The sequence below is a fragment of the Silvanigrella sp. genome (genome assembly GCF_044369315.1).
GTDB lineage: Bacteria > Bdellovibrionota_B > Oligoflexia > Silvanigrellales > Silvanigrellaceae > Silvanigrella.
Window position 1 is genome coordinate 1 of sequence record NZ_JBIPMD010000018.1, and the last position, 26682, is coordinate 26682.

Here is a 26682-nt window from a genome sequence, read left to right on the forward strand (position 1 = left end):
TAGAACTTGATTTTTAAACTCAAGAGAATATTGACTTTTAACTGATTTCTTCTTTAACATTGGACAACCCTTCTATATGAACGCCTAAGTTCATAGCATATTGTCCACCAAAAGGAATCACTTTACTCCCAAATTCGTGTTTGAGGTGAATAAAACGTAGCAACAGAATCTGATCGGATGTTTATAATATTTAGAGTAAAGGAGGTTACTATAATTAATATTGTGATTGATAGAAGATTAAATTTTTTTTCCAGGCTGCCCAAACTAGTAGCGGCCACATAATATAGAATTGTTCCTCAATACCAAGAGACCAAAGGTGTAGAAGAGGTTTGGACCATGCTACATCGTCAAAATAACCACTCTCATTCCACAGAATGAAGTTTGAGACAAAACTTGCGCCTGCAAAAATATGTTTTCCTAATTGTTTGTATTCGTGAGCAAACAATGCAAACCATCCAAATGCATAAACGGCTATTAAAACTAGAAGAAGTGCAGGGAAAATTCGTTTAATCCGACGAGAATAGAATTCAATGAAGCTAAAATTATTTTGTTGTAAGCTGCTAAAAATAATTGTAGAAATTAAAAAGCCAGAAATAACAAAGAAAATATCTACCCCAATAAAACCACCTTTAAACCAAAAGGATGAAGCATGAAAAGCAACTACAGTTAAAATTGAGATTCCACGTAATCCATCAATATCTGTTCGATATTTAGGATGAGTAAGTTTTGGTTTTATATTATTCATTTGATGCAATTCCTTAAGTTGGTAGTTTTTAAAAAAATGAGACTCCAAACAGCTTTGCTAAATGCACAGACAGATAACTATATACTCTCTTAGTATTTCATATTGCGAAGCCAAGAGCTTGAAATACAATAGAAAATGATAATAGTTTTTCCTTCTATAAAGATTTTTTAACTTTTGAACAAGTCAAAGAACTCTGTATTGCACAGGGCTTATGCAAAGTAATTTTCAAACTAGGAATCTATAAATTTTATTGTATCTATTTGAATAACTTTTTTTTTGATTTTCATAATGAAAAGAATCGGGATTTTTATTACAAGATAAAACAATTAAAGGTAAAATTATAATTAGAAATAATTTTTTTAATTTAGTGCTCATAAAATTCTCACTTTTAAATTTTATTTAAACACTAAATCAATATTATTCTATAACATAATAGTCAATTTTTTAAACTTCAATAATTTTTAGTAAATTACCAAAGGGTGATTCTTTCCTCATTTGGCAGAGTCATAGGATCTCCTTTTTTACAAGAAAAAGTTTCTTCAAACTTTTCTGTTAATTTCATTTGATTATTTACCCTTAAATCAATTGGAGAATGAGGGTCGTTTTTAATAAAATATTCTCTTACTTTTGGCTGTAATACACCACACCAAACTTTAGCAAATTGAATAAAAAATTCTTTTTGCTCTTCTATATTTTCCGATTTTTTATTAGGAAAAGCGGATTGAAAAGCATTTTTTACTCCAACAAAATCTGCAATATTTTCTCCTAAAGTAAGTTTTCCATCAACTCCATCTTTAGTAAAAAGATTTATTATTTTAAAAGTTTTTTTATTGAATATTTTTAGATCTTCTTTATTCATCCAAGGATTTAATTTTCCTAATTCATCATATTTTGAGCCCTGATCATCAATGGAATGACCTATTTCGTGGGCAACAACCATACCAACAGAACCAAAGTTAATGATATCTGATTTTGTCTCATCAAAAAAAGGAGCTTGTAATATACCAAGTGGCATAACAAATTGATTTGCAGTAGGGTTATAATAAGCATTAACTGTTAAAGGTGACATTTGCCATTTTAAATCATTTACTGGTAACTCTATTTCTTTGAGCATTTTATTAAATTCATTATTCGCTATTTTTCTTTTATTTTTTATAAAAGTATCTGGCTTTAATTCGGTAATATCTATTAAATCCCAATCTTCAATATTATCTGGTTTGACCAATTGAAAACGAATTTTTTTAATTTTTAATTCTGCTTTTAATTTAGCTTCTTTAGAGAGCCAAGTATTTTTCTCGACATTTTCTAAAGTCGTTTTTTGAATTTGATGAACGATACTCTTTACTCTTTGTTCCGGGAAATTTTTATAATATTTATTTAAAACTTCAATATCTAAATTTCTTTCCAATATTAGACCAGTATCAACAGTACATTGTAATTCAAGGGACTCTTCAATTTTAGAAGACCCAAAGTATTTATTATGAAAATCTTTATCTTTTTTATACAAATCAGGATAAGAATATTTAATGTCTTGCATTGAAAATCGATTCCAAATAGCTAAAGCCTGTAATTCTTTTAAAGAAGCTTTTTGGAAACTTAAGTTTATTTGTTTTACAACATCATTGGTTACTAAATTAAGATTGATATTTTTAGGAATTTTACTTAACATTGTTTTAAAATAAAGATTTGGATATTCAGATAACAGTTTTTCTTTTTTTATGGAATTATCACTTGTAAATATAGTTCTAAATTCAGCTTTTGAAGGATAAACTTTAGCAATTGATTTTTCATAATTTATTATAAAAGAAGTATTATTTTTTAATTCAGGCATAGAAATAAGATTAAAAAATTGCTTCATATTATCTTGATAATCTTTCATAAGATTATCATCAAAATAGTAATCCTTCGAACCAAAACGAAGATTATAATAAAATAATATATCTTTTATTTTTGGATTATTTCTATTATTAAACTCATTAATACTTATTAAATTTGAATTTCCAGTTAAAGATTCCAGAGCAAATTTTTCTAATAATTTTTCTTTTGATAAATTCAATATTTCTTTTTTATATTCATCAATTAATAATAACTCTTCTGATTTTCTTGATTTTTCATTCATACATGAAGAATAATAGTTTTTTATCATTGCATTTTGTGAAGATAAATTTGAGTCATTTAAAAGAGAGTTAATATAATCAAAACGTTGTTTTTTTATTCTTTCAGAGGCATCATTGAAACTGAAAACATAACGGTTTTTACTTTCTGGTAATTTAAAATCTTTAATTTCATTTGTACAAACATAATCAAAAAAATTATTACAGGGTGATATGCTTTTATTTAATTGAAAATCGCGTTTTTCAGGAACAACAAATAAATCATCTGGAATTGTTGGTATTTCGCTTGAAAAAGAATTATTATTTGAAAAACACGCAATTGCTATAATGGAAGTAAATAAGGTTTTTATTTTAATTGTCATTCTGAATCCTATTAAATGAAATATTACATTTTTCCATATTGAATGAAAAAAAGAAACTCACAGTATCAAGTTTTTAAATTATTTACAAATTTAATTATGAAGCACAATATTTTAATAAATTGACATTAAGCAATAAAATCATATATATTGATAATTTATAAAAATAAAAAGGTATGACATTAAATCATACCTTTTACGAAACAGAGGATAAAATTATAATCACCAAAGAGTTATTCTTTCATTATCAGGTAGTGTCATAGCATCTCCTTGAGAACAAGAAAATGTTTCTTCAAATTTCTTTGATAGTTTCATTTGATCATTCACTCTGAGATCGATAGGGGAATGAGGGTCTGTTTTAATTAAAAACTCTCTATTTTTGGGTTGAATAACTCCACACCATGTTTTAGCATACTGAACAAAAAATTCTTTTTGCTTGTCTATATTGGATGTATTATTAGGAAATGCCGATTGAAATGCATTTTGTAGTCCTACAAAATCTGCAATATTTTCACCTAATGTTAATTTACCATCAATTCCATCTCTAGCAAACACAGTAATTATTTTTTGAGTTTTCTGCTTAAATGTGTTTAAATCAGAATCATTCATCCAAGGATTTAGTTTTCCTGTTTCATCATATTTTGACCCTTGATCATCTATAGAATGACCAATTTCATGAGCAACAACCATTCCTACAGAACCATAATTAACAATATCTGATTTCGTTTCATCAAAAAACGGAGGTTGTAATATCCCTAATGGCATTACAAATTGATTTGCTGTTGGATTATAATAAGCATTTACTGTTAATGGAGACATTTGCCATTTTAAATCATTCACTGGATACTCAATTTCATGAAGCATTTTCTTGAAATCATTTTCAGCAATTGATCTTTTATTGTTAATAAAAGTATCTTTATTTAAATTGATTTCATCTTTTAAATCCCAGTCATCAATGTGCTCTGGTTTCACAAGTTGAAATCTAATTTTTTGTATTTTTAATTCTGCTTTATGTTTTGCTTCTTGTGATAACTATGTATTTTTTTGAATATTATTTAGAGTTGTTTTTTGAACTTGATTTACAATATTTTTTACACGCTGCGAAGGAAAAGTATTATAATAAGCATTTACCACTTCTATATCAAGATTTCTTTCTATCGCATTTACGGTTTCTTGTGTGCATTGCATATCTTGAGGTTCTTCTGCTTTAGATAAACCATTATATTTGCTCTTGAAGTCTTTAAACTGGGAATAAAAATCAGGATACGAATATTTAATATCACCTTTCGAAAAACGATTCCATAAAGCTAAAGCTTGGAGTTCTGCAAGAGATGCGTTTTGTAATTTTGTATTCATTTTACTAAAAGCATCTTTTGTAATGACATTAATATTAACATCTTCAGGAATTCTATCAAGCATAGTTTTAAAATTTAACTGCGGATATATAAATAACAAATATTTCCTTTGTATTGAATTATCTCTGGTGCTTAATTCTCTCATTTCAGCTTTAGATGGGTAAACACTAGCAATTTCTTTTTGAAAGTGGACTATAAAATTAGATTTACTGTCTGAATCATTTATATTAATCATATCAAAAAATTTCTTAATTAGATCATTATAGTCATTCATCATTTGCTGATTATTATAATAGTCTTTCACTTTTAAAGGAAGGGAATATGAAAATTGAATATCTTTAATTTTTGGATTATGAATATTTTCATCTTCATCTATACTTATTAAATTTGGATTTCCTGATAAGGATTCAAGTGCAAATTTTTCTAATAACTTCTCTCTATTTAAATTCACTATTTCATTTTTATAATTATTTATTAAATTAAACTCTTCATTTTTTCTTGAATTTTCATTAGAACATGATAAATAGAAGTTTTTTATCATTTTATTTCTTGCATTTAAGTTTGGTTTATTTAATATAGAATTAATATATTTTAATCTTAATTTTTTAATTCTTTCAGCTGAATCATTAAAGCTAAATACATATCTACTTTTACTCTCTGGTAATTTAAATTTTTCAATTTCTTTTGAGCACGTATAGTTAAAAAAATTATGACATGGTGAAATTGAATTATTTAATTGAAATTCTCTTTTATCAGGCACTACAAAATCAGCATCTGGTATTGTTGGAAAATCTTCGGCATAGGCAGAAAAAGCCGATAATAATGAACTAAAAAACGCAGTAACGCATATTTTTTTTAAATTATATGACATAATATTTCCTATTAATTAAATTTTTGATTCTGATCATTATTATGAATAAAAATTTAAAAAGTCAATTTTTTTGTTTAAATATTTAATATAGTTATTATCTCTATTTATTCAATTATAAAATTTTTGGTAACCTTAAATCGACTTTTTGGTAAATTGATTCTATAATTAACAATTGCCATAATTTTAATCAATAATTATTGCTATAAAGTCAATTTCGAATTAAACTTTTTTATTTAATAATACATTGGAAATCTATCGTTTATTTTTTTAATTTTTGGTTAGCAATATAAATAAAAAATGTCTTAAATATTAATAGGAAAAAAATGATATCTTTTTTTTAATTATAAAATTATTAAAATATTTTTTTTATGCCTTATTACATTATTTTTTCATAAATTAGCATTAAATCAAATATGATATGCTTAAATTTATTATGTATAATATGATAATAATTTTTATAATAAAATAATTGACTTATTATAACAAACAATTTAAGGGTATTAAAATTTGGAATATTTAACAATTCCGATATTTTTAATGTTTTTTAGAAAGGCTGCAAAAATATGCTATCATTTTTTAAAAAAAAATTTCAATATTTGAATTAAAACAAACTTTTCTTTTTATTTATATCAGTAAAAATTCATTTTATTTATATAATAATAAAAATTAGTTTTTTTATTAGGAATATGAAATGATAATTGAAGCGTTAAAAGATAGTAAACCAACAGCTTTTGGATATTTGTTACTTGGAGCTGCCTTCGGCATTCTTTTCCAAAGTTTAAATGTACATTGGTTTTATGGAATTCTAATGAGTGCCATGGTTTATGCCGGGTTTTCTCAATTTATTGCAATACCTATTTTGGCGGCACATGGTTCACTTTTTAGTATTGCTATTGCAACATTTTTAGTGAATTTAAGGCATATATTTTATGGTATTGCTTTTTTAGATAAATTTAAAGTTAATAAAATATTAAAAGGATATCTTATTTTTGGTTTAACAGATGAATGTTTTTCAATTATAAGTTCAAAAAATAAAATTAATAATAGAAAATACGAAGCTACAATTGTTATTCTTTGCCATATTTACTGGATTATTGGGACATTTATTGGAATATTTCTTCATAAAGAAATATCTGGATTTGATATAAATTTTTTATTCTTTTCACTTGTTGCTCTTTTTGCGATTTTAACAGTAGATTCATTTAAAGCAAATAAGGATATTTATTCACTTTCAACAGGAATTCTTACTTATATTTTCTTTAAATTTATTGGAGTTCAAGAAATGTTATTTTTTAGTATGCTTACAAGTTTTTTTATTATCTATTTTTGGATATTTTTAAGCGACAATACCGAGGAAAAAGATGTCATTTGATAGGTATCAAACTTATATCCTTTCAGCAATAATCATTATGAGTTTAGTAACATATCTTACAAGAGTTGTTCCTTTTATTTTTTTCCAAAATATAAAGAATGAACTTATAAAAAAAACAGGTTCACATCTTCCAGTTTGTTTAATGGCTATTTTGACAATCCATTCGATTGACTCACTAAAAGAGTTTGATCCAAACTACCTAATTAATGGCTGGATAGCGTGCGCTTCTTCGGTGTTTTTCTATTGCACGATAAGATCAGTTTTAGTTAGCATGATTCTTGGAACAACTGTTTATTACTTTGTTTTAAATTATTTATAAAAAAAGCAAGTTATTTCTAGCTTGCTTTTAAATTTTAAAAGAAAAAAATATTACTTTTTCTTTTTAGCCAAAGTTGCTGCTGCTGCTTTTTTTGCTTTGGATGGAGAACGTGAGCCTGTTACTTGCTCTTTTAGAGACTTCGCTGCACGGAATGCAATTTTTTTAGAAGCTGGGATTTTAATTTCTTCGCCAGTTTGTGGATTGCGACCCATACGAGGAGCGCGCTCTTTAACTTGTAAAATTCCAATTTTATCGATGCGAAGTTTCTTGCCAGAAGCAACTTCACTTTCAACTGTATTTAGAAAATCGGCGATCACTTCTTTCGTTATTTTCTTAGGAAGTTGATCGAATTTAGCTGCAACATTCGCAATCATTTGACTAGTAGAAACTGTCTCTGGCTTAGCCATAGGGTACGCCTCCTTTATGAGAAAAAAGAACAAGAGCCAAATGCTTAGACCATTTTAATCGTCAAAATTGACGCTTGTTTTTTTTTAAAATGGAAGTTCTGCATGCTCCTGTTACTTAAATATAAGGAAATCATTGTACAAGTCAATAGCCCACCTAAAAAATTGTAATAAAGCTAGCGTATAATCGGCATTACCTTATCTGAATTTGTTGATCTATTGATGAGGAATAGAATTTGTAGCATAACAGTTTGGAAAGTAGGGGAGCAGTGTTGCCCATTTTTTTATCAAAAAAAGGAGTACTTATGTCACTAATCGACGCTATTCGCGCTCGTCAAATTTTAGATTCTAGAGGAAATCCTACTGTTGAAGTTGAAGTTTTAACAACAGAAGGCTATGTAGGACGCGCTTCCGTACCATCTGGAGCAAGTACAGGCGAACATGAAGCTTGTGAACTTCGTGATGGTGATAAATCATATTATCAAGGAAAAAGTGTTTTAAAAGCTATAGAAAATATCAATGAACACATAGCTCCCTTATTAGAAGGTGTGATCGATGTTTCAGAACAAGCAGCTATTGATGATTTGCTTATTGAAGCAGATGGCACTGAAAATAAATCTAAATTTGGGGCAAATGCAATTTTAGCTGTATCTATGGCATGCGCAAAAGCTGCTGCAGAAGAATCTGGTCTACAATTATTCCGTTATTTAGGCGGCACTTTCGCAAAAACATTACCAGTTCCACTTATGAATGTTATTAACGGTGGCGCTCATGCAGACAATAATATCGATTTTCAAGAATTTATGTTAGTCCCACATGGTTTTCATAATTTCTCTGATTCATTAAGAGCTGGTGTCGAAATTTTTCATAATCTAAAAAAAGTTTTAACTGAAAAAAAATTAGCGACAACTGTTGGTGATGAAGGAGGATTCGCACCTAATTTAAATAGCAATGAACAAGCTCTTCAGTTATTAAAATTAGCAATTGAAAAATCAGGATACAAAATTGGTACGCAAATTAGTTTTGCTCTTGATGTCGCTGCTAGTTCTTTTTTCAAAGATGGAAAATACAATTTAGAAGGCGAAGGAGTTAAAAAATCTTCCGCTGAAATGGTAGATATGTATGAAGATCTTTGCAATAAATACCCTATTGTGAGCATTGAAGACGGCCTCGATGAAAATGATTGGGAAGGCTGGAAATTATTAACGGATAGACTTGGCAAGAAAATTCAACTTGTCGGTGATGACCTATTTGTTACAAATCCAAAATTGCTTGCAAAAGGGATTGATAAAGGAATCGCAAATTCTATTCTTATTAAATTAAATCAAATTGGAACTGTAACAGAAACATTAAAAGCTATTGAACTCGCTAAGGTGAATGGCTATACAACAATTATTTCTCACAGAAGTGGAGAAACGGAAGACTCCTTTATAGCCGATCTTGCTGTTGCTACAAACTCAGGACAAATTAAAACAGGAAGTGCTTCACGTACGGATCGTATTGCAAAATACAACCAACTCATTCGTATTGAAGAAGAACTTGGAAACACAGCAAGCTTTGCTTGGAGAATGGGACGTCGTATTTAATTCATACGACTCTCTCATTTTTTAAATTAAATTTGTATTCTTTAAAGAAAACTTTTTATATGACTTCTTTACCTGCTGATGAGGATTTTGAGTATTCCATGTTAGTTCATTTATTTCTTGAATTACGCGGAAGAGGAATGTCCTTATCATCTGCTGATTTGGATATTTTAAAATCTTGGGAGGATTCAGGAATTAAACCTGAATTTATCGCACAAATAATTATTGAGTATGCTGAAGATTGCAAACAAAGATCAAAACACTTTCCAAATTCCTTTTTACCTCTATCTCGAAGAGTTCGTTCTATTCTAATAAAGGCAAATGAAACTTAGGGGAATAACATGAGTGCAAATCGTTCTTTTGAAGAAATTTTTATTTCATTACAAAATTTAGCTGAATTAAGAGAACAAGAGCAAGAAGAGAATGATTCTTCTCCTATAAAAAATCAAGCTCACTCCTGTCGGTGTGGAAAAAATGAATATTCCCATTCCTTTGATGATTCCGAAGAAATAGATAACGAAGAAATTGAAGACAATGAGCCAGCCGAGCCCATTTATATAGAACGAACTCAAAATGGTTTGCGTTTTGCTGTTTGTCCTGCTTGTAATCCTCGTTTGCATTGCGCTTTATGTGAAGGAACAGGACATAGAGTTCTTTCAAAAGTCCATTTGTTTGAAACTAATGAAGGTGAGTTTGAACATGAAACAGAGGAAATTTGCCCAAATTCTTGTTCTTGTACTCATACAGAAAGACTTGTTACTTTATTAAATAAAGCTGATATTCCCAGTAAGTATATGGAAGCAGATATTGCTTCACTAAAAGATGATCACTTAAATGAAAATCAGTCAAAAAAATTAAATGAAAACATTAGAAAAATTGTTAATTTCTGTACACAAGTTGCTTCTAGTTCTTTAAGTAACTTTAGTAGAAATCAAAAATATTTTATTACCCTATTTGGACCAGTAGGATCAGGAAAAACATTATTAGCAGTTTCTGCCTTAAAAATGGCTATTATTGATTTTGGATTTTCTGGAAAATTTGTAGATTTTCAATTTTTACTAAATCAAATTAAAGCTGAATATGAACAAAAACGATCTGGTGAATCCATTTTAAAAGAACTCAGAGAAGTCGACATTCTTATTATCGATGAACTAGGAAAAGGTCGAAATGAAAATGAATGGCAACTTGAAAAACTAGATGACCTTATAAATTCAAGATATAACGCTAGAAAAATAACTATTTTAACGACAAACTATTTACCACCTAATTATAAATATGACGATAAAGATATTCCAAGAACCATAAATAAAGAGGTAAATGATTTTTGGCGTGAAGGTAAAGTAAACGCCAGTCAAGGAAATGCTCCTGTTCATGAGTCTTTTTGGAATGTTTCTTTATTAGAAAGAATTGGCGCACGAATGTATGAAAGAATTTATGAAGTGTCCGATTTTATCGATTTCACCGGACTCCCTAGCTATAGAAAATATATTGGAAAAAGTTTTTTAGAATTATATTCATCTAAAAACAATTAATTTAAAACACAAACTGAATTCCTGCTTGTGTTGTTAACAAAGTGTCTGTTTGCGACCCATCTGAAAACGTTTTTATTTTCCAGTCATATACTCCATAACTGGCACTCATAAAAATATATTTATTTGTTTTTAATTCTCCATCAAACGAATATTTTAAGATTGGGGTTATAACATAAGAGTTTGCATCATTTAATAATAATTTTTTTGTTACGTAATTATAATTTAGATCTAGACCTAATTGAAAACTATTTGGTAAATAAAGAACAGGTTGCAAACCTAAACTAATGCGATTTGTTGTTCTTGATGTGCTTTTTCCGTCTGACTCCAAATATTTACCATTATCTGATATATGTAATAATGGTAATTCAGAAGCATAAGTATTATTTAATAAAATAATTCCTGTAAGAATTCCTCCATATTTATTTATAAAATATTCAGAAGAATCTGCAAAACCAATCGTATTCTGAGGATAATTTGGAGGTATTCTCCCTTCCCCATAATAAGCTGATTTTATCGTTGTACTTTCTGGTTGTGCGTCTTTATCTGCAGGTAAGGAAGCAAGCCAGACCGTTGTTGTTCCTTTTAGACCATCAGACAGGGGTCTAGAAAAAATTCCACCAACAATTAATGAAGAAGAGATTGTTACTTTATCTTTATTTACGCCTTCAGAGCTTGACTTTGGAAAACTTTGATATGCTCTTAAAGAAACAATGGGTTGAAATATTTTTCCTTCTGATAATAAAAATTTACCAGAAAGAAACGCTGTTCCAACCCAGTCATCATTTTGATATAAAGATGCTTTCCCGTTAGAATCATTAATTTGATTGCCATTTTTATCTTTCGCAGTTGTATAAACGGATTCCTTATTTACAGAAAAAGATACTTGAAAAACTTTTGTTTCAAAGCCCATTCCTTGAAGTTCAATTTGATTAAATGGATTTGATTCTTGAAATAAATAAATATTATCAAATTCAAATGTTCTTTTTCCAAACCAAATAGAATTTCCATTATTATCTAAAGAAATATTTAAATAGAAATCTCTTAATTGAAATTCTCTTTCTGAATAACTTTTTGGATAGAGATCATAATGAAACTTTTTTTGCCAATTATAGTCCACTCTTGTATGCAAAGAAAGGGTGTTTTTTAGATCTAAACCCAGCCTCAATGAAATATCATCCGTATTAAATGCTGCAGAGCTTGAAGCCTGATTGTCTAAGTTTTGGTTTGGAATATGATTTATTTGAAGGTTTTCACCGGCAGTTCTGAAATTCCCTTTTAATACACCACCATACAGCAACCGCCAACGTTCTGATAATTCAAAACTTTCCTCTGCAGAAGCCGAAGAGAATTGAGTAGCTAAAAATGCTGCAAAAATTGCATTTTTGAACGTTTTCCGTAACTTAAATATTCTCTTTAAATAATAATGATTTATAAAAAACAAATTGATTTATCCCACAATAATATATGATGTTACTCAAAATACTCTATCAAGCCCCCTTGACCGAGTAAGTTCAGATACTATGCTTATACAGAAACAATCTTCAACCATGCAAGGTTGGCCTCTTTTAGAAAGGTTTTTTTAAATGATTGCAAAAATTCAAGAAATTATTGAACAACAAATTCGTCCCGCTCTTCAATCCGATGGGGGAGACATTGAACTCATTGACGTAGAAGACGGAATTGTGAAAGTTAGACTTGTAGGGGCTTGTTCTCACTGCCCTTCTAGCGCTATGACTTTGTATCAAGGTGTTGAAAAAATGCTTATGGACAAAATCCCTGAAGTTAAGGGCATAGAGCAGGTCTGGTAAAAAATGACAATAAAATCAAATGAAATCAGTTTAGAGGCGGTTCAAAATTTAGAACACGCCTTAAGTTCTTCTATCTTAAATCAGCTGGGTCATTTTTTTTGGAAAGATCGAGTTCATTCCATTGAAAACGATTCAGGAAAATTAAAAATTCGCTTTTATTCCGATGGACTTAATTTATCAGCGAAAACCGAAATAGAAACATTTATCCGTAACCAATTAAAAGAAGAAACGAATGAAAGTGATTTTTCAATCTACTTTGAAAGAAAAGAAAAATCCGCACCATCTTCTCAGACATCAAAGCCAAATGAAAATCAAGCAAATCACAGCCATAATCCTCAAAATTCAGCTTCAAAACCCACCCCAGATATAAAACCTCCATCAGGAAAAAAACCTATCCAGGGAGTAAAAAGAATCATTGCTGTGGCAAGCGGTAAAGGCGGGGTAGGAAAAAGTACTGTAAGTGTAAATTTAGCGATCGGATTACATAACCAAGGTTACAAAGTTGGTATTTTAGATGCCGATATTTATGGACCTAGCGTTCCCACTATGCTCAATTTACATCAAGATCCCCTTGTAAATGAAAACAATAAAATCATTCCACCAGAAGCTCATGGATTGAAAGTAATGTCTTTTGGCTTTTTTGCCCCTGAAGAAACGGCGGTGATTTGGCGCGGCCCCATGATAATGAAGGCACTTCAACAGTTTTTTTGGGATGTCGACTGGGGAAATTTAGACTTTTTAATTATCGATTTGCCTCCAGGAACGGGTGATGCTCAGTTAACTCTTGTTCAAAGCATTCCAATAACAGGAGCTGTAATTGTAACAACTCCACAAAACGTAGCTCTCCTTGATGCTGTAAAAGGAATTGCTATGTTCCGTAAGACAGATGTCCCCATTATTGGTGTCGTTGAAAACATGTCTACCTTTACCTGCCCATCCTGTGGAACAGAATCTCATATTTTTGGATCAGGTGGAGCAGAAAGAATTTCAGGAAAATTTGAAGTACCACTTCTTGGTCACATTCCTCTTATCTCCGAAATTCGTGAAGCAGGAGATTTAGGTTCTCCATTAACTACAAAACAAAATAATCAAGTTCGTATTCGATTTGCAGAAATTGCAGAAAAAGTAGTTAAAAATGCTGTTTCTTTAGAAAATTTAAAAAAATAATATTTAGCTTTTGTTTTTATCACTCTAGTTAATTGGGGTGATAAAAGCGTTTTCATTATTTTATTTATGTGTTCCATAATAAATCTTTTCAAGATTAAGCTCATCAACTACTAAACTTGCAATTTCATTAATAATCGATATATTTACTGTAAATGTTGTACTTTTATTAATTTCAATTGAATTATTTATTGAATAAACACCAGTCATAATAGCTGATATTATTAAATGAGTATAATTTGTTTTGATTGTTTTAAGATTAAATAAGGAAAGATATGCATTTAATGCACAATCTACAGATGAATGTTGCTTCGGGCTGTACATAAGCCAACATTCTTGATTATCATCCACCCATTTTTTTAAATTATTAGGTGGTAAAGAATTGTATTTTTGTGCATACATTACATCAGTAACTATTTTTGTTTTTCTAAAATAATTAAATTTGTACAATTCGCTATAATTATGCCCTGAGTTACCTAAAGATTTTATATTTACTATTTTAAAATTCCGATATTCTGGAAAATTTCCTACAAATTTCTCCGTAGGAAATACATTAGTATCAATTGTATAGCCACCTTTATAGTATGTAACACATAATGACATTAAATCTTTTATTGTAATATAATATTTAACCCTGTTCGAATAGTCTAACTTTGCTTCAAAAAGTAATGAGTCAATAATTTTTAATGCTTTTGATGCACGTAAACATAAAAGCTTTGTATTTAAATATTTTTTAATTCCTTTTACTTTTACAAACTGATATTTCTTAAATACAAAAGTATAAAAGTATAAAAATTTTCATATTCATCTAAACACCAAAAATAAACTGCAGAATGTATTTTATTTTTTTGTAATAAATTAAGCATTTTTATCACACCACTTACATCATGATTTTTTGCCTCTAAAGAGTACCTTTCTGAGGAAGGTTGACCTATCCAAATATAGTTAATTATCGTCATCTTATCTTCTTTGCAGAGTTAAGGAAAACTATCATTTTTTGTGTAATTATCTATATTTATAAAAAATAAATAAAATTATTGACAAAATAAAACACTAAATTAGCATGAAATAATTAAATTTCAATTAAAATTTTTGTCATTTATTAAATTATTTATCTAATATCTAAAAAGGATAGTTACATAATTATTTAAAAAATTTTTTAAATAAAAAAAAACAAAACAAATGGACTACAAATTATTTATTTTTTTAATTATGAAATTACCTAAATTTGACAAAAAAGGATATATGTCTTAATTATTCTATATTAAGAGGTTCAATGCTATGAAAAAAATATTTATCCCGCTCTGGATGTCTTCATCACCGACTGATTTGTAATATTTTTCTGCTGTTTTAACTGAAAAGAAAGTATGGCTTCAAAAAGCCTTTTAGACAAACTAGGGCTTTCAAATTCAACGCCAAGACACCACTCCCCTGACTCCGAGCTTGTCCACGCAACTTTTCCAGTCATCGATTGAATTCTATCTCCCAGTTCTTTTTCTGTCATTTTTTTCTTTGTTACAGAAGATAATGTAGATAATGCAGGAGCATTTTTTTGTGAAGTTTTACTTTTTGGAGCTTCAGAGCCTACCGACTTCCCTGTTGCTTTTTTCTTTGGAGAATCTTCTGAAAGCAAATCGTTTTCATTTTCCATTTCACTTGAAACAAAAACAACCTTAGTCATTTCAACCATTTTACCATTCTCAATATCTGATGGAGATGGCAATTTCAAAATAACAGAGCTTCCTGAAGATATAAATTCCATGCTTGCTAATAAATGATTCCAATCCGTTAAACCTGTTTTATTGTTCTTACTTGGTTTCAGTTTAACACCACTTAAAGAACAATCCTCAACAACTCCACAAAAATAAATAGGAATCGACTTTTGTATCTCTTTTTTAGCAGCTATTTTCTTTACGACTTTAGTACCTTTTGCAGGCTTTTTATCCAATGCCTTGGAAGCCTCTTTTTTTAATTTATGTGGAGTTATTATTTGCTGATAAGCCTCCAAGCTTTCATTTTCTAAAATGATTTCTGCAAATACAGGTAAATTACAGGAAATTCTTTTTTGCGTTCTAATTTTACCATCACAAAACCTTTGGACAACAGCAATAACCACTTCAGGGTTTACTGGTTTTTTTAACCAGCTTTGGCAGTCAGGATACTGTTTTAGCGTTGTTTCAATGGAAGAAGACACTTCAGGACGATCAAATGCAGTGATAAGAACAGGGGTGCTATAAAGCTTTTTTAGACGAGCCGCAGTTTGAGCCCCATCGGCATCGGGCAAGTCGTAATCAATCACATAAGCATCTACGCCCTCATTATTTTTTGCTATCTCTAGAGCCTCTGCCGAGGTTCTAGCGACAAGAACTTGAACTCCTGGATAGTGATCCTTAAAAACCTCGCTTGTCATCACTAAACTGGCTTTACTCGCATCTGCAATTAAAATTTTTTTCATTTATTCTCCCAGGAATGCCTTTCCATTTCAAAAAGACTCAGATCTTTCCATTAAGGATTATAAACTTGAAATAAGGGGTCTTAAGAGACTAAAAAGGGAGTTATAAGCAGTTTAATGACAGAGGCAAAAAGAACCTTCCAAAATGAAATGAAATGCTCTAACTGAGCAAAAGAAATTTATGTTCTCTTTTATAATTTCTTAAATTTTTAAGTAGTGCTTTTTACTAAATAAAGGAAAGTTTAAAGTGAGGCGGTGATACAAATGGCTCCCCAGGGGTGGATTGAACACCCGACCAAGTGATTAACAGTCACTTGCTCTACCACTGAGCTACTGAGGAACTTCTTTGTGAAAGTGTGTCTACATAATCAATGAAGAGAGGTCAAGTCGATTTGAAAAAAATTTTATACTTTTTTTTCGTCAGCTCGTTATGCTATATTTTAAACAAGAAATTGCCTTATATTTAAGGGATAAGCCCTTCAGCCCCAAGAATATCGCTCTTTTCCCATGCAAACTCCCATTTATGAACACGTTGCTGGCCTGTCACAAGGGGGCGTAAAATATCGAGCCGTTTTAAACGACGGTGAAAGTTTCCAGGATCAATTTCTTGATTGGAAAGCATGCCTACAAGCAAACGAAGATCTTGGATAGAAAAAACCTGAGACAAAAGCTCAAAAGTAAAAGTTGTATTTTTTACCCACAAAGGCACTTGATTGAGACATTCTCTTAAAAAAAGCCTGCTATCTGGCGCTAAAATAGAGTCCTGGGAAAAAAGATTTTCTGCATCAAGCCAAATCCCTTTTGCATTTGCAGAAAACTCCTGAGGAAGAGCAATCGCACGAACAATCGCTATGCTTTGAACTTGTTCAAAAAGAAGATCTCGATCATAGACATCAACAATACGATCTTTACAACGAGCTGAGTTAAACCAAGTTTCTAAATCGGCCAAATGGGAACTTGAAAGAAGATCACTTAAAATACGACGCGTTCCACCATGCAAATGCAGATCTTGCTTAAGAGAAATACTTGGAAAAGTCTGTCTTTCACTCATAGGATCTTTGGTAACTAAAACACGAAGACTGTCGCTAACAGCGGCAATAGGTATCAAAAAAAGTTCTGTTTTCAAGAAAGGTCACTCCATCTGTTTTTTAACTGATGTATTTGAAGGATCACCAACTGAATAGAGCTGGGCAAGTAGAGAGAGCCACCCAGCTTCTACGATGTAAACAGTGGGTGAATCAGATCTTTTTAAATACACATTTTTTTCATTTTTTGGAACCCTATTGCCAATAATTATTTTTATAGGCTTCGAATTAGAAGATTCATTAAATTCAAATGAAAAAACTTTGAGTGGTTTCGTGATTCCAAAACTATTTAATTGATCGTTGGTAGGATTCAATATCATGTCATCTGCTGTCATAAATTCCCAATTTGAAAAAAAGGAAAAAGCATCTTGATTTGGAGTTTCAGAGACAGAAGGCTGCTGTGTTGTAGAAGAAACTTTATACCAATTATTGTCTTTTTTTACAAAGGAAAGAGAATTTGATAAAATTATTTTTGAAATATTATCTAAAGATACATTTAACATTACTGAACGATTTTTAAAATATTTCTCTTTAGGGACTAGTTCTGGCCATAGCTCTAAATTTATCTTTGCAATAGCACCGTCTTTAATAAAAGTGTAAATTCCCTCTTTCGTAATACCTAATTTAAATGTTTGTAAGATATGTCCAGGAGATTCCGCAAATGTGACTGTTGCAATTGGGTTTTTTAAATTTAATTTCTCAATTAAATTATCATTCACTTCTGAACGTTCATAAATTTTTTGCGCAAGCAAACCTTGATAACGTGACAAATAATCAGAAATAAAATTAGCATCACCAGGCCAAGCTGTTGGTTCTATTACTTTCCATGAATTATTTTCTTTAACAACTGTAATGATTTCTCCATTATATTTTATATTTATATTATTGACTGTATTCCCTTTAAAATCAGAAACTCTCTTAGTCCGGAAGTCTGCTAATATTTTATTAGATATCAATTCGGCAAAACTACTATCTACAACTAATAATTTATTTTTTGCCGGATTTTTTGCATAAATAGACGAAGGAGCAACAATTCCACTTATTTTATTACCAAGTTCTAAGCCACTCCCTAAATATAATACAAACTCTTTATGGGATTTATTTTCTATTGTAATTGATGCATTTGGATTTTCCAATCCATAGGGTGCTAATAATTTTTGATCATTTGTAGATATTAAATTTTCTGTATTAGCGATTTCTTGCTGAGTTTTAAGTTGTTGAACAGCGGTAAGAATATTATTTGCTGCATCTTGATCAGCGGATAACTCAACAGGAGCAATAAGTTTCCATGGATCTTCATTTGTGCTTCTAACAAAATTAAAAGTTCCATTTTTATTTTTTATTTTAAAACTTAAGACATCTTTTGTCTCAAAGTAAATAGCATAAGAAGCTTCTTTCGTGCGCTCTTCTTTTTTTTGAGTATAATAGTTGTCACCATAATAAATAGCTGTAAGACCCGCTATAGTAAAAAGACCCAATGCTACCTTCGTTGAGAACTTCATGCAGATCTCCTTCTCATCCAAATAAAGAAGCCGGCCAATGCAGTCGATATTGGTAAAAACCCAGCAAAAAGTAACAGCCAAGCTGAGGGGTTACGAGTTAAATTAAATTGCTTTGGCGTAAAATCTTTTGCAGGAATGGAGACTAATTCTTGATCCTGATACAAATGTGCAACAGTTATAGGAAGAAGTTCTTCGCTAATCGGAACCGCTTTTGAATATGGCCCTACAATACTAAAACCATAAATAACAACTTCTGATTTATCTTTAGCAGGATCAGTAACCTTAGTTGCTACTTTATCTAAAGCAAAATTTGAAATTCCTGTTACCTCTACATCAACCGCTAAAGGCCACGCTTTATTTGCATCAAAACCTATATCAGGTGCTAACTGAAAAGGAGAATTTAGGTCTATTCTATTTCTTGCTTCTGGAGTTAAAGTAATAGGTGCTGCACTATAAGCAGAAATAAGAACAGTTGAATTTGTTTTAATTGAAGAATTATTATTCGAATTTATTATTGATATTGGGCGAGCACCATCAACAGGCATAACTCCTTGAACACCATAAACTTGAGCTACCACCCTTGTTATAGGAGATTCCATATTAAAGTTACTTCCAATTACAGGAGGACGCGATAAATTTTGTTTTAGAATTTGTTGCCCAATTGGTGTATTTATATTTAAAGTTAACAAAGTAGGATCTAGTTTAATATTTAACATAGAATAAAGTTTGTCTAATCCTTGTTCACGATACGGATTTACAATAAGAACAAGACGACCTCCATTCGCAATAAACGTTTGTAAGATACCTTGAACCTGCTCTGAATAGGCAATATTATTATCACCAGCAATCAAAACTCTTGCTTCAACAGGTAAATTACCTTGCTTAATATTCCACTCTTTTACTTCATAAACTTTAGAACGAAGTGAAGAAACAATATCTGAATAGTTTTTCTCAATATTTCCTTCTGAATTAATGGAAGGCTCTCCACTTCCAGACAAGAAATAAACAACTTTCTTAAATCGAACTAAATTTATAATTGCATTTGTTAATCTACTTTCAGTAATAGCACCATCAAGTTCACTTTTGTTAGAGTCTGTTAATAAAATCAATCGTGCATATCCCGATGGCTGAATTTTTTGTAGCATGGCTTTATCTGATAAATTTAAAGCGCCAACATTTGTGATATATTTAGATCGTTTTGCAAATATATTTATTAAATCTGTGCTATTATCACAATAATTATCTGTAGGATTCACCGAAGGAATGCAAATAATTTCTACAGGTTTTGATAAAGAATCTAAAAATTTATAGGATTCATCACTAAGCGAATTTATTTTATTTGTTGTTAAATCAAATGTTTTTGAAAAATTATTTTTATTTAAAACAACAGCACCCATTATAATAATTCCAACACCAATAACACTTGATATTACCGCTTGAGCAAAATACTTGGGTGCATAAACCTCATGCTCTTTATTTTTTTCACCAAAAGGAGAAATAAGATATAAAATAATAAGTCCTGACAAGGAAATTAAAATAATAGGCAATGGTTTTGAAATAACATATAAATATTGCCACATTAATAGCACAATTAAAGCAACAAATATAGCCCCAATTGAAAATTCTAGTTTATGCTTTTTCATGATTTATAATCTCCACTTTTTGCTTTCCATAACAAAACGACAAAGTAATAAAAAGACCAGAATAATTGCAAAATAAGTTGCAAGCGATCCGGTTTTTATTAATCCCCTAGTGAAATCAGAACTAAGCTCTAATAAATTTACGCTTTTTCTATACCAATCAGGAATTCCTGTAATAAAACCAGACAATATAAAAATCAGAATAAAAAAAGTGGAACCTAAATAACTCAAAACTGGATTTTTAGTTAATGAACTTATAAATAAACCAATTGAAATAATAGCCGCACTATTTAAAATCAATCCAAGCCAACCTGTTATCAATACTTTTAAATCGGGCTGAGTAAAAATAAAGGTATAAAGTGGATAAATTAACATTAAAGTAATAATAGTCCCAAAATAAAACATAATTCCTAAAAATTTACCCGCTACGATTTCCCAAGTAGATATAGGAGCTGCGGAATGCAATCGATATGTTCCGTTTCCAAGATCTTCACTAATTGCTCTCATAGTAAAAGCGGGAATAATAAATATATTAATATAATTTAAAAACCCGAGAACTTGTCCAAAAATATCTGCTACAGGATCAATTGATTGCCCACGTATTAATAAAAGATTTACAATGATAAAAAACACGACGCCTGAAATAAGAAAAATGATACATGCGGCTATCCATCCAAGTGGAGTACCAAAAAAACCTTTAAAATCCCTTTCAGCAATATAAAATGCTGCACTCATAAAAGTTCTCCTGTAGGCGAAATTTGAATTTGATGATGTCCTGGTTGAGAACGAATTACTTCAAAAAATAATTCTTCTAAACCTTCTTTTTTTTCTTCGATACCAATTAAAGGAAAATTTTCATGGACAATTTGTTCTGTAACATTAGCAATGCTTTCATTGTTACTTTCACTCCAAAATTCATTTCCAAACTCAACTAATATTGAATTCATTTTTTGTGATAAAGGTTTAGCAGAACGAACATAATTTCTTTGTTGAAACCAATGCAATGCATTTTCTGCTTTAGATGCAAAAGTATACAAATAATATAATGGTTTTGAGGAGTCATTTTGAATTGAAGTTTTAGCAGCAATATGCCCTTGATTGATAATTACCACTTCATCACATGTCGCTTGCACTTCAGATAAAATGTGTGAACTTAAAATAACTGTTCTTTCTTTTGCAAGTTTTTTAATTAATGTTCGAATATGTAAAATTTGATTAGGATCGAGTCCTTCTGTTGGTTCATCTAAAATTAAAACATTGGGTCTATGTACAAGTGCTGCACACAAAGCAACACGTTGGCGATAACCTTTAGAAAGATTCCCAATAATTCTATTAGATACATCAGTTACATCACATTCTTCAATTACACGATCAACTTCGCTTGAACGAACTTTAAAAGAAATTCCACGTAATTTAGCAACATAAGTTACAAAATCTTTTACTTTCATTTCTTTATATAGTGGAGGATTATCTGGTAAATATCCAACTTGTTCCTTTACTTCTTTTGATTGTTGAACAACATCAAAACCACAAATTTTTACAGTTCCTGCACTGGGTCCAAGTAATCCTGCTAAAATGTCCATTGTTGTTGATTTACCAGATCCATTGGGACCTAAAAATCCACAAATACGTCCCGATCCAACAGAAAAATTTAAACTATGTAATATTTTTCGATCCCCAAAAAGCTTAACAAGTCCTGTTACCTCAATCATTTTGGCCTCCTCAAACGCCCTATATTGGATTCAAAATGCGATATACGGCAAAATTGCACCGTCAAATTGCCAATATCTTAAAGTGTAAGAAGAATATTAGCAAATTCAAGACAATCAGTAACGAATCCGATTAAAAATCGACTTAGAATTGAATTTGTATAGAAAGGCCAGTAGCCATGCGCAAAAGAAAATTTGGGGATCAGACCTTTGCTAAAAGGGTTGCAGAGCTCAATCGTAAAGCGATGGCACATGAACATATTGTTAATTTAGATGCATATAGAGCCGCTTCAAGAAGACCAGAAGCAAAAACAATCCTTGTTGTTGATGACGAACCCGTTATGAGAAACGCAATAAAAAGAATTTTTGAAAAAGAAAATTATAGAGTTCTCATAGCAAAAGATGCAATGGAACTTTCCAAAATTATAGAAGATACAAAATTAGATCTTATTTTATTAGATATTCAATTGCCATGGGTTGATGGTTATGAGTTGTGTGCCTTATTAAAGTCACATCCTCTGTTAAAAAATTTGCCTGTAGCATTTGTTTCTGGCAATAAAACAGAAGAGGATATTCGTAAAGGTTTCGACGCAGGTTGTGATGAATACATCACAAAACCATTTGAAGTTGAAGCTATTCAAAAAATGGTGAGCCAATTATTACTAAAATCGAGTTAGGGAACAATGGACAGCAATAAAAATGCAATCGTTTTAAAATTTGGGGGGGCTTCTGTAAGTTCCCCCGAAGCTTTCTCTTCTATCGCAGATATTATTCTTCATCGTAAAAAAAAATATAATAAAGTAATCGTTGTTGTCAGTGCAATGGGTGATACAACAGATGAATTGATTTCACTTGCTAATAAAGTAAACCCGAACCCTCCTCGTAGAGAATTGGACATGTTACTTTCTGTAGGTGAAAGAATTAGCATCGCTCTTTTAGCAATGGCATTAGCAGCTAAAGGAACAGAGGCTCTTAGTTTTACAGGAAGTCAGTCAGGCATCTTAACGACAAATGATCATGCTAATGCAAAAATAGTAAATGTGAAGCCTCATCGCCTAATTCCTCATTTGAATAATGGTAAAGTTGTCATTGTAGCTGGGTTTCAAGGAATGAGCTTAGACGGAGAAATTACCACTTTAGGTCGCGGCGGTTCGGATACCACTGCGGTTGCCTTAGCTGTTTCTTTAGAAGCTGAAAAAGTAGAGTTCTTTAAAGATGTTTTTGGTATATACGACAAAGATCCAAAAATTTATCAAGATGCACATTTACTAAAGGAACTCAGCTATAAAGAGGCATTTGAAATCATGGATAAAGGCGCTCAGGTTTTGCATTCAAGATGCGTTCGCCTTGCGGAAAAAAATTCATTGCCTTTAAAAGTTCTTCCTTTTTCAAGATTTTTAGAAGAAGACCTTGGCACAATTATTCAAGACACGGTAAGATCTAAAAAAAGCATTTCTTATGAAGATTGATATGTTAAGATCTTAAATATTTTTTTAAAGATAAATTTAAAAAATTTTGATTGAATGGGGTGAATATACATGAAAAATATTATAATGGTAGGCGGTAGTGGCTTACTTGGAACTAACATTCTTTCCATTCTTTCCGAAAAAAAAGACATTACAGTAACAAGTTTAGTGAGAAAAAAAGACGAAGAAACTAAATTTTCATCCATAAATGAAGTTTTATTTAATTTTGATGATGAAAACGAATATAAAAAAATTGGAAGCGAAATTCCATGCCATATTTTTATCTGTTGTTTAGGAACAACAATAAGAAAGGCAAAGTCATTTGAAAGTTTTATTAAAGTAGATAAAGATTATCCTATTAAATTTTTAGATTATCTTAAAAAAAATTCACCAAATGCTCTTTTTGTTTTTACTTCTAGCATTGGCGTTTCAAATCCAAGAGGTTATTATTTAACAGCTAAATCCGAAGTTGAAAAGGCAATTACAAAGAGTTTAATTCATTATATAATAGTAAGGCCAAGTATTTTATTAGGTAAAAGAAAAGAACTTAGAATTGCAGAAACAATTGGTGGCCTCGTTTTAAATAAAGTGGATAATTTTTTTAAAAAACTCAATTTTAGTGAAGAATTTTCATTTAGCAAATATGCACCTATTGAAGCAAAACAAGTTGCTCAAACCATGGTTTATCATTCTCTAAATTTTGATAGATCATTACCAGGAATGATATTAGAAGGAGACAGTTTAAAATTTAATGAAAGTGAAAAAAAAGATAATTAAATTTAAAAATTCTATTTATTTAACCTTTTATTAAAATTTTCTGTTGCATGAGATATTTCAGAAAGTTGACCAACAGCTCCTAATCCAAATGGAGACATACCGACATATATATTTTCAACTTTATTGGGATTAATTTCATAAGTTTCATGCCAAATACCAATATTTTTATCTTTATAATATTTCCGCATATATTGAATCCATGTTTCTTTATGTGAATATTTAGAATTATTTGCAAATTCATTTATATGTTCTATTGATTTCCAATAGGATAAGAAAAGAGTTGTAAATGGTTTAAAAGATATAAAGTTTTCACCCCACAATAAACCAGATTCTTTATTCATATTTAACTCATTTTGAAGTTTTGACATTTTTCTTGAAATAAATGGTAATTTCCAAATTGATTTTAAAGAACGACATTGAACACCTACTAAAAATAAAGCAATTGGTTCTTCAATTTTAGAAGTTTTTCTAGATGTCATTTTATCTCCTTATTATAGTTATAATGTGATATTAATTCATATTTTCTTAAAAAAATCTTATTTGACTTTATATATTATAAAATTTATACTTCTACGTTATATAATATATAACATAACTTAAAATAATTATTAATGGTGTCTTTAATGAAAATTTTTAAACTCTTCGAAATTTTATGGAATTATTACATAAACTATCCTTATTAAGTTCTTCATAAAATGAATTTTATATCTAAATATCATTAACCTAAATTTTATTATATCATTTATATTATTATCCCTAAAAAAGAGATTTTATGCTTAAAAAACATGCGAACCTTTTTGTCACATTCCTAATCATTTTTGAAATTTGTGTTTATCTTGCGGATGATATGATTATGCCTGCCATGATAAATGTTGTTAAAGATTTTTCAGTCAGCGAATCCTTCGTACCAAGCGGTCTTAGTGCCTTTATCTTAGGTGGGGCCTTGCTGCCTTTAATTTTAGGACCTTTATCCGATCGCCATGGAAGAAGAAACTATATTTTATCTGGAGTCATATTATTTGTTACTTCATGTATTTTAAATGGATTTACGAATTCTATTGGACAATTTTTATTTACTCGGTTTTTCCAAGGTATGGGAGCTGGTTTTATTGGGGTGATTGGTTATGCTATCGTTCAAGAAAAATTTGACGAAAAAAAAGCAGTAAAAATCACTTCTTTTATGACAACAATTTCATGTTTAGTTCCCGTAATAGGGCCCTTTATTGGAAGTATTTACATAAGTTATTTTCATTGGAGAACAATAAATATCAATATTGGTATTATTGCATTAATCTCGTTAATTGGGCTTTATATTTATTTTCCTAAAGATAGTAAAAATGTTTCAAGAAATTATAATTCGAAAAACTTTTTTAAAGAAATGAAAGATAATTATATTAAATTATTTAAAAATAAGCATTTCATGGCAGGGACATTTGCATATGGCTTCATTGAATTGCCTTTTTATGCTTGGGTCTCGATTGCACCCATTATTTTATTTGAAAAGTCAAAAGTTACAAATATAGAATACGGAATTTATCAAATTCCTATATTTGGATCATATGTGATTGGACTTATTCTTTTACAGAAGTATGTTGAAAGCGTTTCTTTAAAGAAAATCATACTATTTGGAAGTTTTTTTTCAATCTTAGGATTGATTTTAAGTTTTATTTTACCTTTTATTTATGGAGAAAATTTCTTTTATTTAATTTTATCTTATTCTATATACACATTTGGCGCTGCCATTATCAGTGCACCATTATATAGAATTGTTTTATTCTCAAGCTCTGTCGGCCTGGGAACGGTTGCAGCCATTAAAAGCTCAATATTAATGATTGTAACAGCAATAGGAACTCAATCCATGTCTTTCGTTTATCAGAATCGAAATAATATTTCATTTGGACTTTTTGGGGTTTTAATGTCTTTATTATATATTATTTTTCTTTCTTATTTTTTCAAAAAAAGAATATCTTTAAATAGAAAATAAAATTTTATTTACTATGAATTTTATTTTTTAACAAAATTTCAAAAAAAATATTGCAAATTAAAACTATTTAATTTAAAATCCATTACATTGAGTTAAATATTTATCATTAGTATATAAATTTAACAAAATTTTTCTTTATTTTAAAAATAGAATAACTAATTTTTATTTAAATTTAATTTTTTTCGCCCCTTAATTTTAAAAATATTATAAAGGAGAAATTTTTGTGAAAAAAAATATTATAAATTTATCATTAGTATCTTTTTATATTTTCCCGAGTGCCTTTTCCAAAGTAAATGAGTCTAGAATCGATCAAGGAATTCTTAATCATTCATCAGAAGAACAATGTGTCCTCCCAATAAGTGCATTTTACAAACACAATGAATGGTATTAAATTTTTTATAGAGAGTGGTTTTTGATTTTGTTGATAGTATCAAGATAATT

At 29.8% G+C, this 26682-nt stretch carries 26 protein-coding genes and 1 tRNA gene; 11 read left to right on the top strand and 16 right to left on the bottom strand.

All coding sequences use genetic code 11. The features are described from left to right. Nucleotides 1–214: 214 nt before the first annotated feature. The 4 genes from ACIQ56_RS03065 to ACIQ56_RS03080 all read right to left on the bottom strand — a co-directional run bounded on the left by ACIQ56_RS03065 (nt 215) and on the right by ACIQ56_RS03080 (nt 5444). Nucleotides 215–745, bottom strand: coding sequence for an acyltransferase family protein (locus ACIQ56_RS03065; protein WP_397599612.1), 531 nt, complete (start codon nt 743–745; stop codon nt 215–217). Between the two features lie 469 nt (nt 746–1214). Continuing rightward, a complete protein-coding gene (locus tag ACIQ56_RS03070) occupies nt 1215–3221 on the bottom strand; it encodes a M13 family metallopeptidase (RefSeq protein ID WP_397599613.1) in 2007 nt (668 codons plus the stop codon). 219 nt (nt 3222–3440) lie between these two features. Beyond that, the gene (locus ACIQ56_RS03075) at nt 3441–4190 is read right to left on the bottom strand and encodes a M13-type metalloendopeptidase (RefSeq protein WP_397599614.1); all 750 of its coding nucleotides are present in this window, start codon (nt 4188–4190) and stop codon (nt 3441–3443) included. 60 nt (nt 4191–4250) lie between these two features. Continuing rightward, nucleotides 4251–5444: a M13 family metallopeptidase N-terminal domain-containing protein gene (locus ACIQ56_RS03080; RefSeq protein WP_397599615.1), complete on the bottom strand. Its 1194-nt coding sequence runs from the start codon at nt 5442–5444 to the stop codon at nt 4251–4253. Between the two features lie 691 nt (nt 5445–6135). Here ACIQ56_RS03080 and ACIQ56_RS03085 point away from each other — a divergent pair. Both ACIQ56_RS03085 and ACIQ56_RS03090 read left to right on the top strand, forming a co-directional pair. Beyond that, nucleotides 6136–6816, top strand: a complete 681-nt coding sequence (locus ACIQ56_RS03085) for an AzlC family ABC transporter permease (RefSeq protein WP_397599616.1) — start codon at nt 6136–6138, stop codon at nt 6814–6816. Continuing rightward, entirely contained in the window at nt 6806–7135 is a 330-nt protein-coding gene (locus ACIQ56_RS03090; protein WP_397599617.1) for a branched-chain amino acid transporter permease, read from the top strand. The genes ACIQ56_RS03085 and ACIQ56_RS03090 overlap by 11 nt, the downstream gene beginning before the upstream one ends. Before the next feature lie 50 nt (nt 7136–7185). On the opposite strand, the gene ACIQ56_RS03095 is transcribed toward ACIQ56_RS03090, so the two are convergent. Further along, nucleotides 7186–7542 carry an HU family DNA-binding protein gene (locus ACIQ56_RS03095; RefSeq protein WP_153421324.1) on the bottom strand — a complete coding sequence of 119 codons (357 nt, stop codon included), beginning with the start codon at nt 7540–7542 and terminating at the stop codon, nt 7186–7188. 302 nt (nt 7543–7844) lie between these two features. Here ACIQ56_RS03095 and eno point away from each other — a divergent pair, with 302 nt between their 5' ends. The 3 genes from eno to ACIQ56_RS03110 are packed head-to-tail and all read left to right on the top strand — an operon-like array spanning nt 7845 to nt 10654. After that, nucleotides 7845–9125, top strand: a complete 1281-nt coding sequence (gene eno, locus ACIQ56_RS03100; protein WP_397599618.1) for a phosphopyruvate hydratase — start codon at nt 7845–7847, stop codon at nt 9123–9125. Nucleotides 9126–9184: 59 nt separating this feature from the next. Further along, the gene (locus ACIQ56_RS03105) at nt 9185–9454 is read left to right on the top strand and encodes a hypothetical protein (RefSeq protein WP_397599619.1); all 270 of its coding nucleotides are present in this window, start codon (nt 9185–9187) and stop codon (nt 9452–9454) included. A 9-nt stretch (nt 9455–9463) separates the two neighbouring features. After that, complete coding sequence (locus ACIQ56_RS03110) at nt 9464–10654, top strand: ATP-binding protein (RefSeq protein ID WP_397599620.1); 1191 nt, start codon at nt 9464–9466, stop codon at nt 10652–10654. 1 nt (nt 10655) lies between these two features. On the opposite strand, the gene ACIQ56_RS03115 is transcribed toward ACIQ56_RS03110, so the two are convergent. Next, nucleotides 10656–12095 (bottom strand): hypothetical protein, encoded by a 1440-nt coding sequence (locus tag ACIQ56_RS03115; protein ID WP_397599621.1) that lies wholly within the window; start codon nt 12093–12095, stop codon nt 10656–10658. Between the two features lie 142 nt (nt 12096–12237). On the opposite strand from ACIQ56_RS03115, the gene ACIQ56_RS03120 reads away from it, so the two are divergent. Beyond that, nucleotides 12238–12462 (top strand): NifU family protein, encoded by a 225-nt coding sequence (locus ACIQ56_RS03120; protein ID WP_397599622.1) that lies wholly within the window; start codon nt 12238–12240, stop codon nt 12460–12462. 3 nt (nt 12463–12465) lie between these two features. Next, nucleotides 12466–13629 carry an Mrp/NBP35 family ATP-binding protein gene (locus tag ACIQ56_RS03125; RefSeq protein ID WP_397599623.1) on the top strand — a complete coding sequence of 388 codons (1164 nt, stop codon included), beginning with the start codon at nt 12466–12468 and terminating at the stop codon, nt 13627–13629. A gap of 60 nt (nt 13630–13689) precedes the next feature. Here ACIQ56_RS03125 and ACIQ56_RS03130 read toward each other — a convergent pair whose 3' ends face one another. The 9 genes from ACIQ56_RS03130 to ACIQ56_RS03170 form a co-directional block, all read right to left on the bottom strand. Then, nucleotides 13690–14229: a hypothetical protein gene (locus ACIQ56_RS03130; protein WP_397599624.1), complete on the bottom strand. Its 540-nt coding sequence runs from the start codon at nt 14227–14229 to the stop codon at nt 13690–13692. Nucleotides 14230–14375: 146 nt separating this feature from the next. After that, nucleotides 14376–14585, bottom strand: a complete 210-nt coding sequence (locus ACIQ56_RS03135) for a hypothetical protein (protein ID WP_397599625.1) — start codon at nt 14583–14585, stop codon at nt 14376–14378. A 335-nt stretch (nt 14586–14920) separates the two neighbouring features. Further along, entirely contained in the window at nt 14921–16081 is a 1161-nt protein-coding gene (locus ACIQ56_RS03140; RefSeq protein WP_397599626.1) for a response regulator, read from the bottom strand. A 262-nt stretch (nt 16082–16343) separates the two neighbouring features. After that, nucleotides 16344–16418: transfer RNA gene (locus ACIQ56_RS03145), tRNA-Asn, on the bottom strand. A gap of 123 nt (nt 16419–16541) precedes the next feature. Further along, a complete protein-coding gene (locus ACIQ56_RS03150) occupies nt 16542–17204 on the bottom strand; it encodes an NrtR DNA-binding winged helix domain-containing protein (RefSeq protein ID WP_153421334.1) in 663 nt (220 codons plus the stop codon). A gap of 6 nt (nt 17205–17210) precedes the next feature. After that, nucleotides 17211–18665 (bottom strand): DUF4340 domain-containing protein, encoded by a 1455-nt coding sequence (locus ACIQ56_RS03155; RefSeq protein WP_397599627.1) that lies wholly within the window; start codon nt 18663–18665, stop codon nt 17211–17213. Further along, a complete protein-coding gene (locus ACIQ56_RS03160; protein ID WP_397599628.1) occupies nt 18662–20308 on the bottom strand; it encodes a Gldg family protein in 1647 nt (548 codons plus the stop codon). Before ACIQ56_RS03160 ends, ACIQ56_RS03155 begins: the two co-directional genes overlap by 4 nt. A 3-nt stretch (nt 20309–20311) precedes the next feature. Beyond that, nucleotides 20312–21040, bottom strand: coding sequence for an ABC transporter permease (locus ACIQ56_RS03165; protein WP_397599629.1), 729 nt, complete (start codon nt 21038–21040; stop codon nt 20312–20314). Next, the gene (locus ACIQ56_RS03170; protein ID WP_397599630.1) at nt 21037–22017 is read right to left on the bottom strand and encodes an ABC transporter ATP-binding protein; all 981 of its coding nucleotides are present in this window, start codon (nt 22015–22017) and stop codon (nt 21037–21039) included. Before ACIQ56_RS03170 ends, ACIQ56_RS03165 begins: the two co-directional genes overlap by 4 nt. A 176-nt stretch (nt 22018–22193) precedes the next feature. Between ACIQ56_RS03170 and ACIQ56_RS03175 the strand changes: the two genes are divergently transcribed. The 3 genes from ACIQ56_RS03175 (at nt 22194) to ACIQ56_RS03185 (ending at nt 24257) form a co-directional block, all read left to right on the top strand. Next, nucleotides 22194–22691: a PleD family two-component system response regulator gene (locus tag ACIQ56_RS03175; protein WP_153421339.1), complete on the top strand. Its 498-nt coding sequence runs from the start codon at nt 22194–22196 to the stop codon at nt 22689–22691. Nucleotides 22692–22697: 6 nt separating this feature from the next. Further along, nucleotides 22698–23483 (top strand): aspartate kinase, encoded by a 786-nt coding sequence (locus ACIQ56_RS03180; RefSeq protein ID WP_397599631.1) that lies wholly within the window; start codon nt 22698–22700, stop codon nt 23481–23483. Between the two features lie 69 nt (nt 23484–23552). Beyond that, complete coding sequence (locus tag ACIQ56_RS03185) at nt 23553–24257, top strand: NAD(P)H-binding protein (protein WP_397599632.1); 705 nt, start codon at nt 23553–23555, stop codon at nt 24255–24257. Between the two features lie 11 nt (nt 24258–24268). Here the strand turns inward: ACIQ56_RS03185 and ACIQ56_RS03190 are convergent, their stop codons facing one another. After that, a complete protein-coding gene (locus ACIQ56_RS03190; protein ID WP_397599633.1) occupies nt 24269–24736 on the bottom strand; it encodes a monooxygenase family protein in 468 nt (155 codons plus the stop codon). A 293-nt stretch (nt 24737–25029) separates the two neighbouring features. Between ACIQ56_RS03190 and ACIQ56_RS03195 the strand changes: the two genes are divergently transcribed. After that, a complete protein-coding gene (locus tag ACIQ56_RS03195) occupies nt 25030–26241 on the top strand; it encodes an MFS transporter (RefSeq protein ID WP_397599634.1) in 1212 nt (403 codons plus the stop codon). Nucleotides 26242–26682 lie beyond the last annotated feature (441 nt).

What these genes read in the sequence shown, in the direction of transcription:
- ACIQ56_RS03065 (WP_397599612.1), bottom strand. Translation starts at nt 745, where the DNA reads ATGAATAATATAAAACCAAAACTTACTCATCCTAAATATCGAACAGAT.
- ACIQ56_RS03070 (WP_397599613.1), bottom strand. Translation starts at nt 3,221, where the DNA reads ATGACAATTAAAATAAAAACCTTATTTACTTCCATTATAGCAATTGCG.
- ACIQ56_RS03080 (WP_397599615.1), bottom strand. Translation starts at nt 5,444, where the DNA reads ATGTCATATAATTTAAAAAAAATATGCGTTACTGCGTTTTTTAGTTCA.
- ACIQ56_RS03085 (WP_397599616.1), top strand. Translation starts at nt 6,136, where the DNA reads ATGATAATTGAAGCGTTAAAAGATAGTAAACCAACAGCTTTTGGATAT.
- ACIQ56_RS03090 (WP_397599617.1), top strand. Translation starts at nt 6,806, where the DNA reads ATGTCATTTGATAGGTATCAAACTTATATCCTTTCAGCAATAATCATT.
- ACIQ56_RS03095 (WP_153421324.1), bottom strand. Translation starts at nt 7,542, where the DNA reads ATGGCTAAGCCAGAGACAGTTTCTACTAGTCAAATGATTGCGAATGTT.
- eno (WP_397599618.1), top strand. Translation starts at nt 7,845, where the DNA reads ATGTCACTAATCGACGCTATTCGCGCTCGTCAAATTTTAGATTCTAGA.
- ACIQ56_RS03105 (WP_397599619.1), top strand. Translation starts at nt 9,185, where the DNA reads ATGACTTCTTTACCTGCTGATGAGGATTTTGAGTATTCCATGTTAGTT.
- ACIQ56_RS03110 (WP_397599620.1), top strand. Translation starts at nt 9,464, where the DNA reads ATGAGTGCAAATCGTTCTTTTGAAGAAATTTTTATTTCATTACAAAAT.
- ACIQ56_RS03120 (WP_397599622.1), top strand. Translation starts at nt 12,238, where the DNA reads ATGATTGCAAAAATTCAAGAAATTATTGAACAACAAATTCGTCCCGCT.
- ACIQ56_RS03125 (WP_397599623.1), top strand. Translation starts at nt 12,466, where the DNA reads ATGACAATAAAATCAAATGAAATCAGTTTAGAGGCGGTTCAAAATTTA.
- ACIQ56_RS03130 (WP_397599624.1), bottom strand. Translation starts at nt 14,229, where the DNA reads ATGTCATTATGTGTTACATACTATAAAGGTGGCTATACAATTGATACT.
- ACIQ56_RS03135 (WP_397599625.1), bottom strand. Translation starts at nt 14,585, where the DNA reads ATGACGATAATTAACTATATTTGGATAGGTCAACCTTCCTCAGAAAGG.
- ACIQ56_RS03140 (WP_397599626.1), bottom strand. Translation starts at nt 16,081, where the DNA reads ATGAAAAAAATTTTAATTGCAGATGCGAGTAAAGCCAGTTTAGTGATG.
- ACIQ56_RS03155 (WP_397599627.1), bottom strand. Translation starts at nt 18,665, where the DNA reads ATGAAGTTCTCAACGAAGGTAGCATTGGGTCTTTTTACTATAGCGGGT.
- ACIQ56_RS03160 (WP_397599628.1), bottom strand. Translation starts at nt 20,308, where the DNA reads ATGAAAAAGCATAAACTAGAATTTTCAATTGGGGCTATATTTGTTGCT.
- ACIQ56_RS03165 (WP_397599629.1), bottom strand. Translation starts at nt 21,040, where the DNA reads ATGAGTGCAGCATTTTATATTGCTGAAAGGGATTTTAAAGGTTTTTTT.
- ACIQ56_RS03170 (WP_397599630.1), bottom strand. Translation starts at nt 22,017, where the DNA reads ATGATTGAGGTAACAGGACTTGTTAAGCTTTTTGGGGATCGAAAAATA.
- ACIQ56_RS03175 (WP_153421339.1), top strand. Translation starts at nt 22,194, where the DNA reads ATGCGCAAAAGAAAATTTGGGGATCAGACCTTTGCTAAAAGGGTTGCA.
- ACIQ56_RS03180 (WP_397599631.1), top strand. Translation starts at nt 22,698, where the DNA reads ATGGACAGCAATAAAAATGCAATCGTTTTAAAATTTGGGGGGGCTTCT.
- ACIQ56_RS03185 (WP_397599632.1), top strand. Translation starts at nt 23,553, where the DNA reads ATGAAAAATATTATAATGGTAGGCGGTAGTGGCTTACTTGGAACTAAC.
- ACIQ56_RS03190 (WP_397599633.1), bottom strand. Translation starts at nt 24,736, where the DNA reads ATGACATCTAGAAAAACTTCTAAAATTGAAGAACCAATTGCTTTATTT.
- ACIQ56_RS03195 (WP_397599634.1), top strand. Translation starts at nt 25,030, where the DNA reads ATGCTTAAAAAACATGCGAACCTTTTTGTCACATTCCTAATCATTTTT.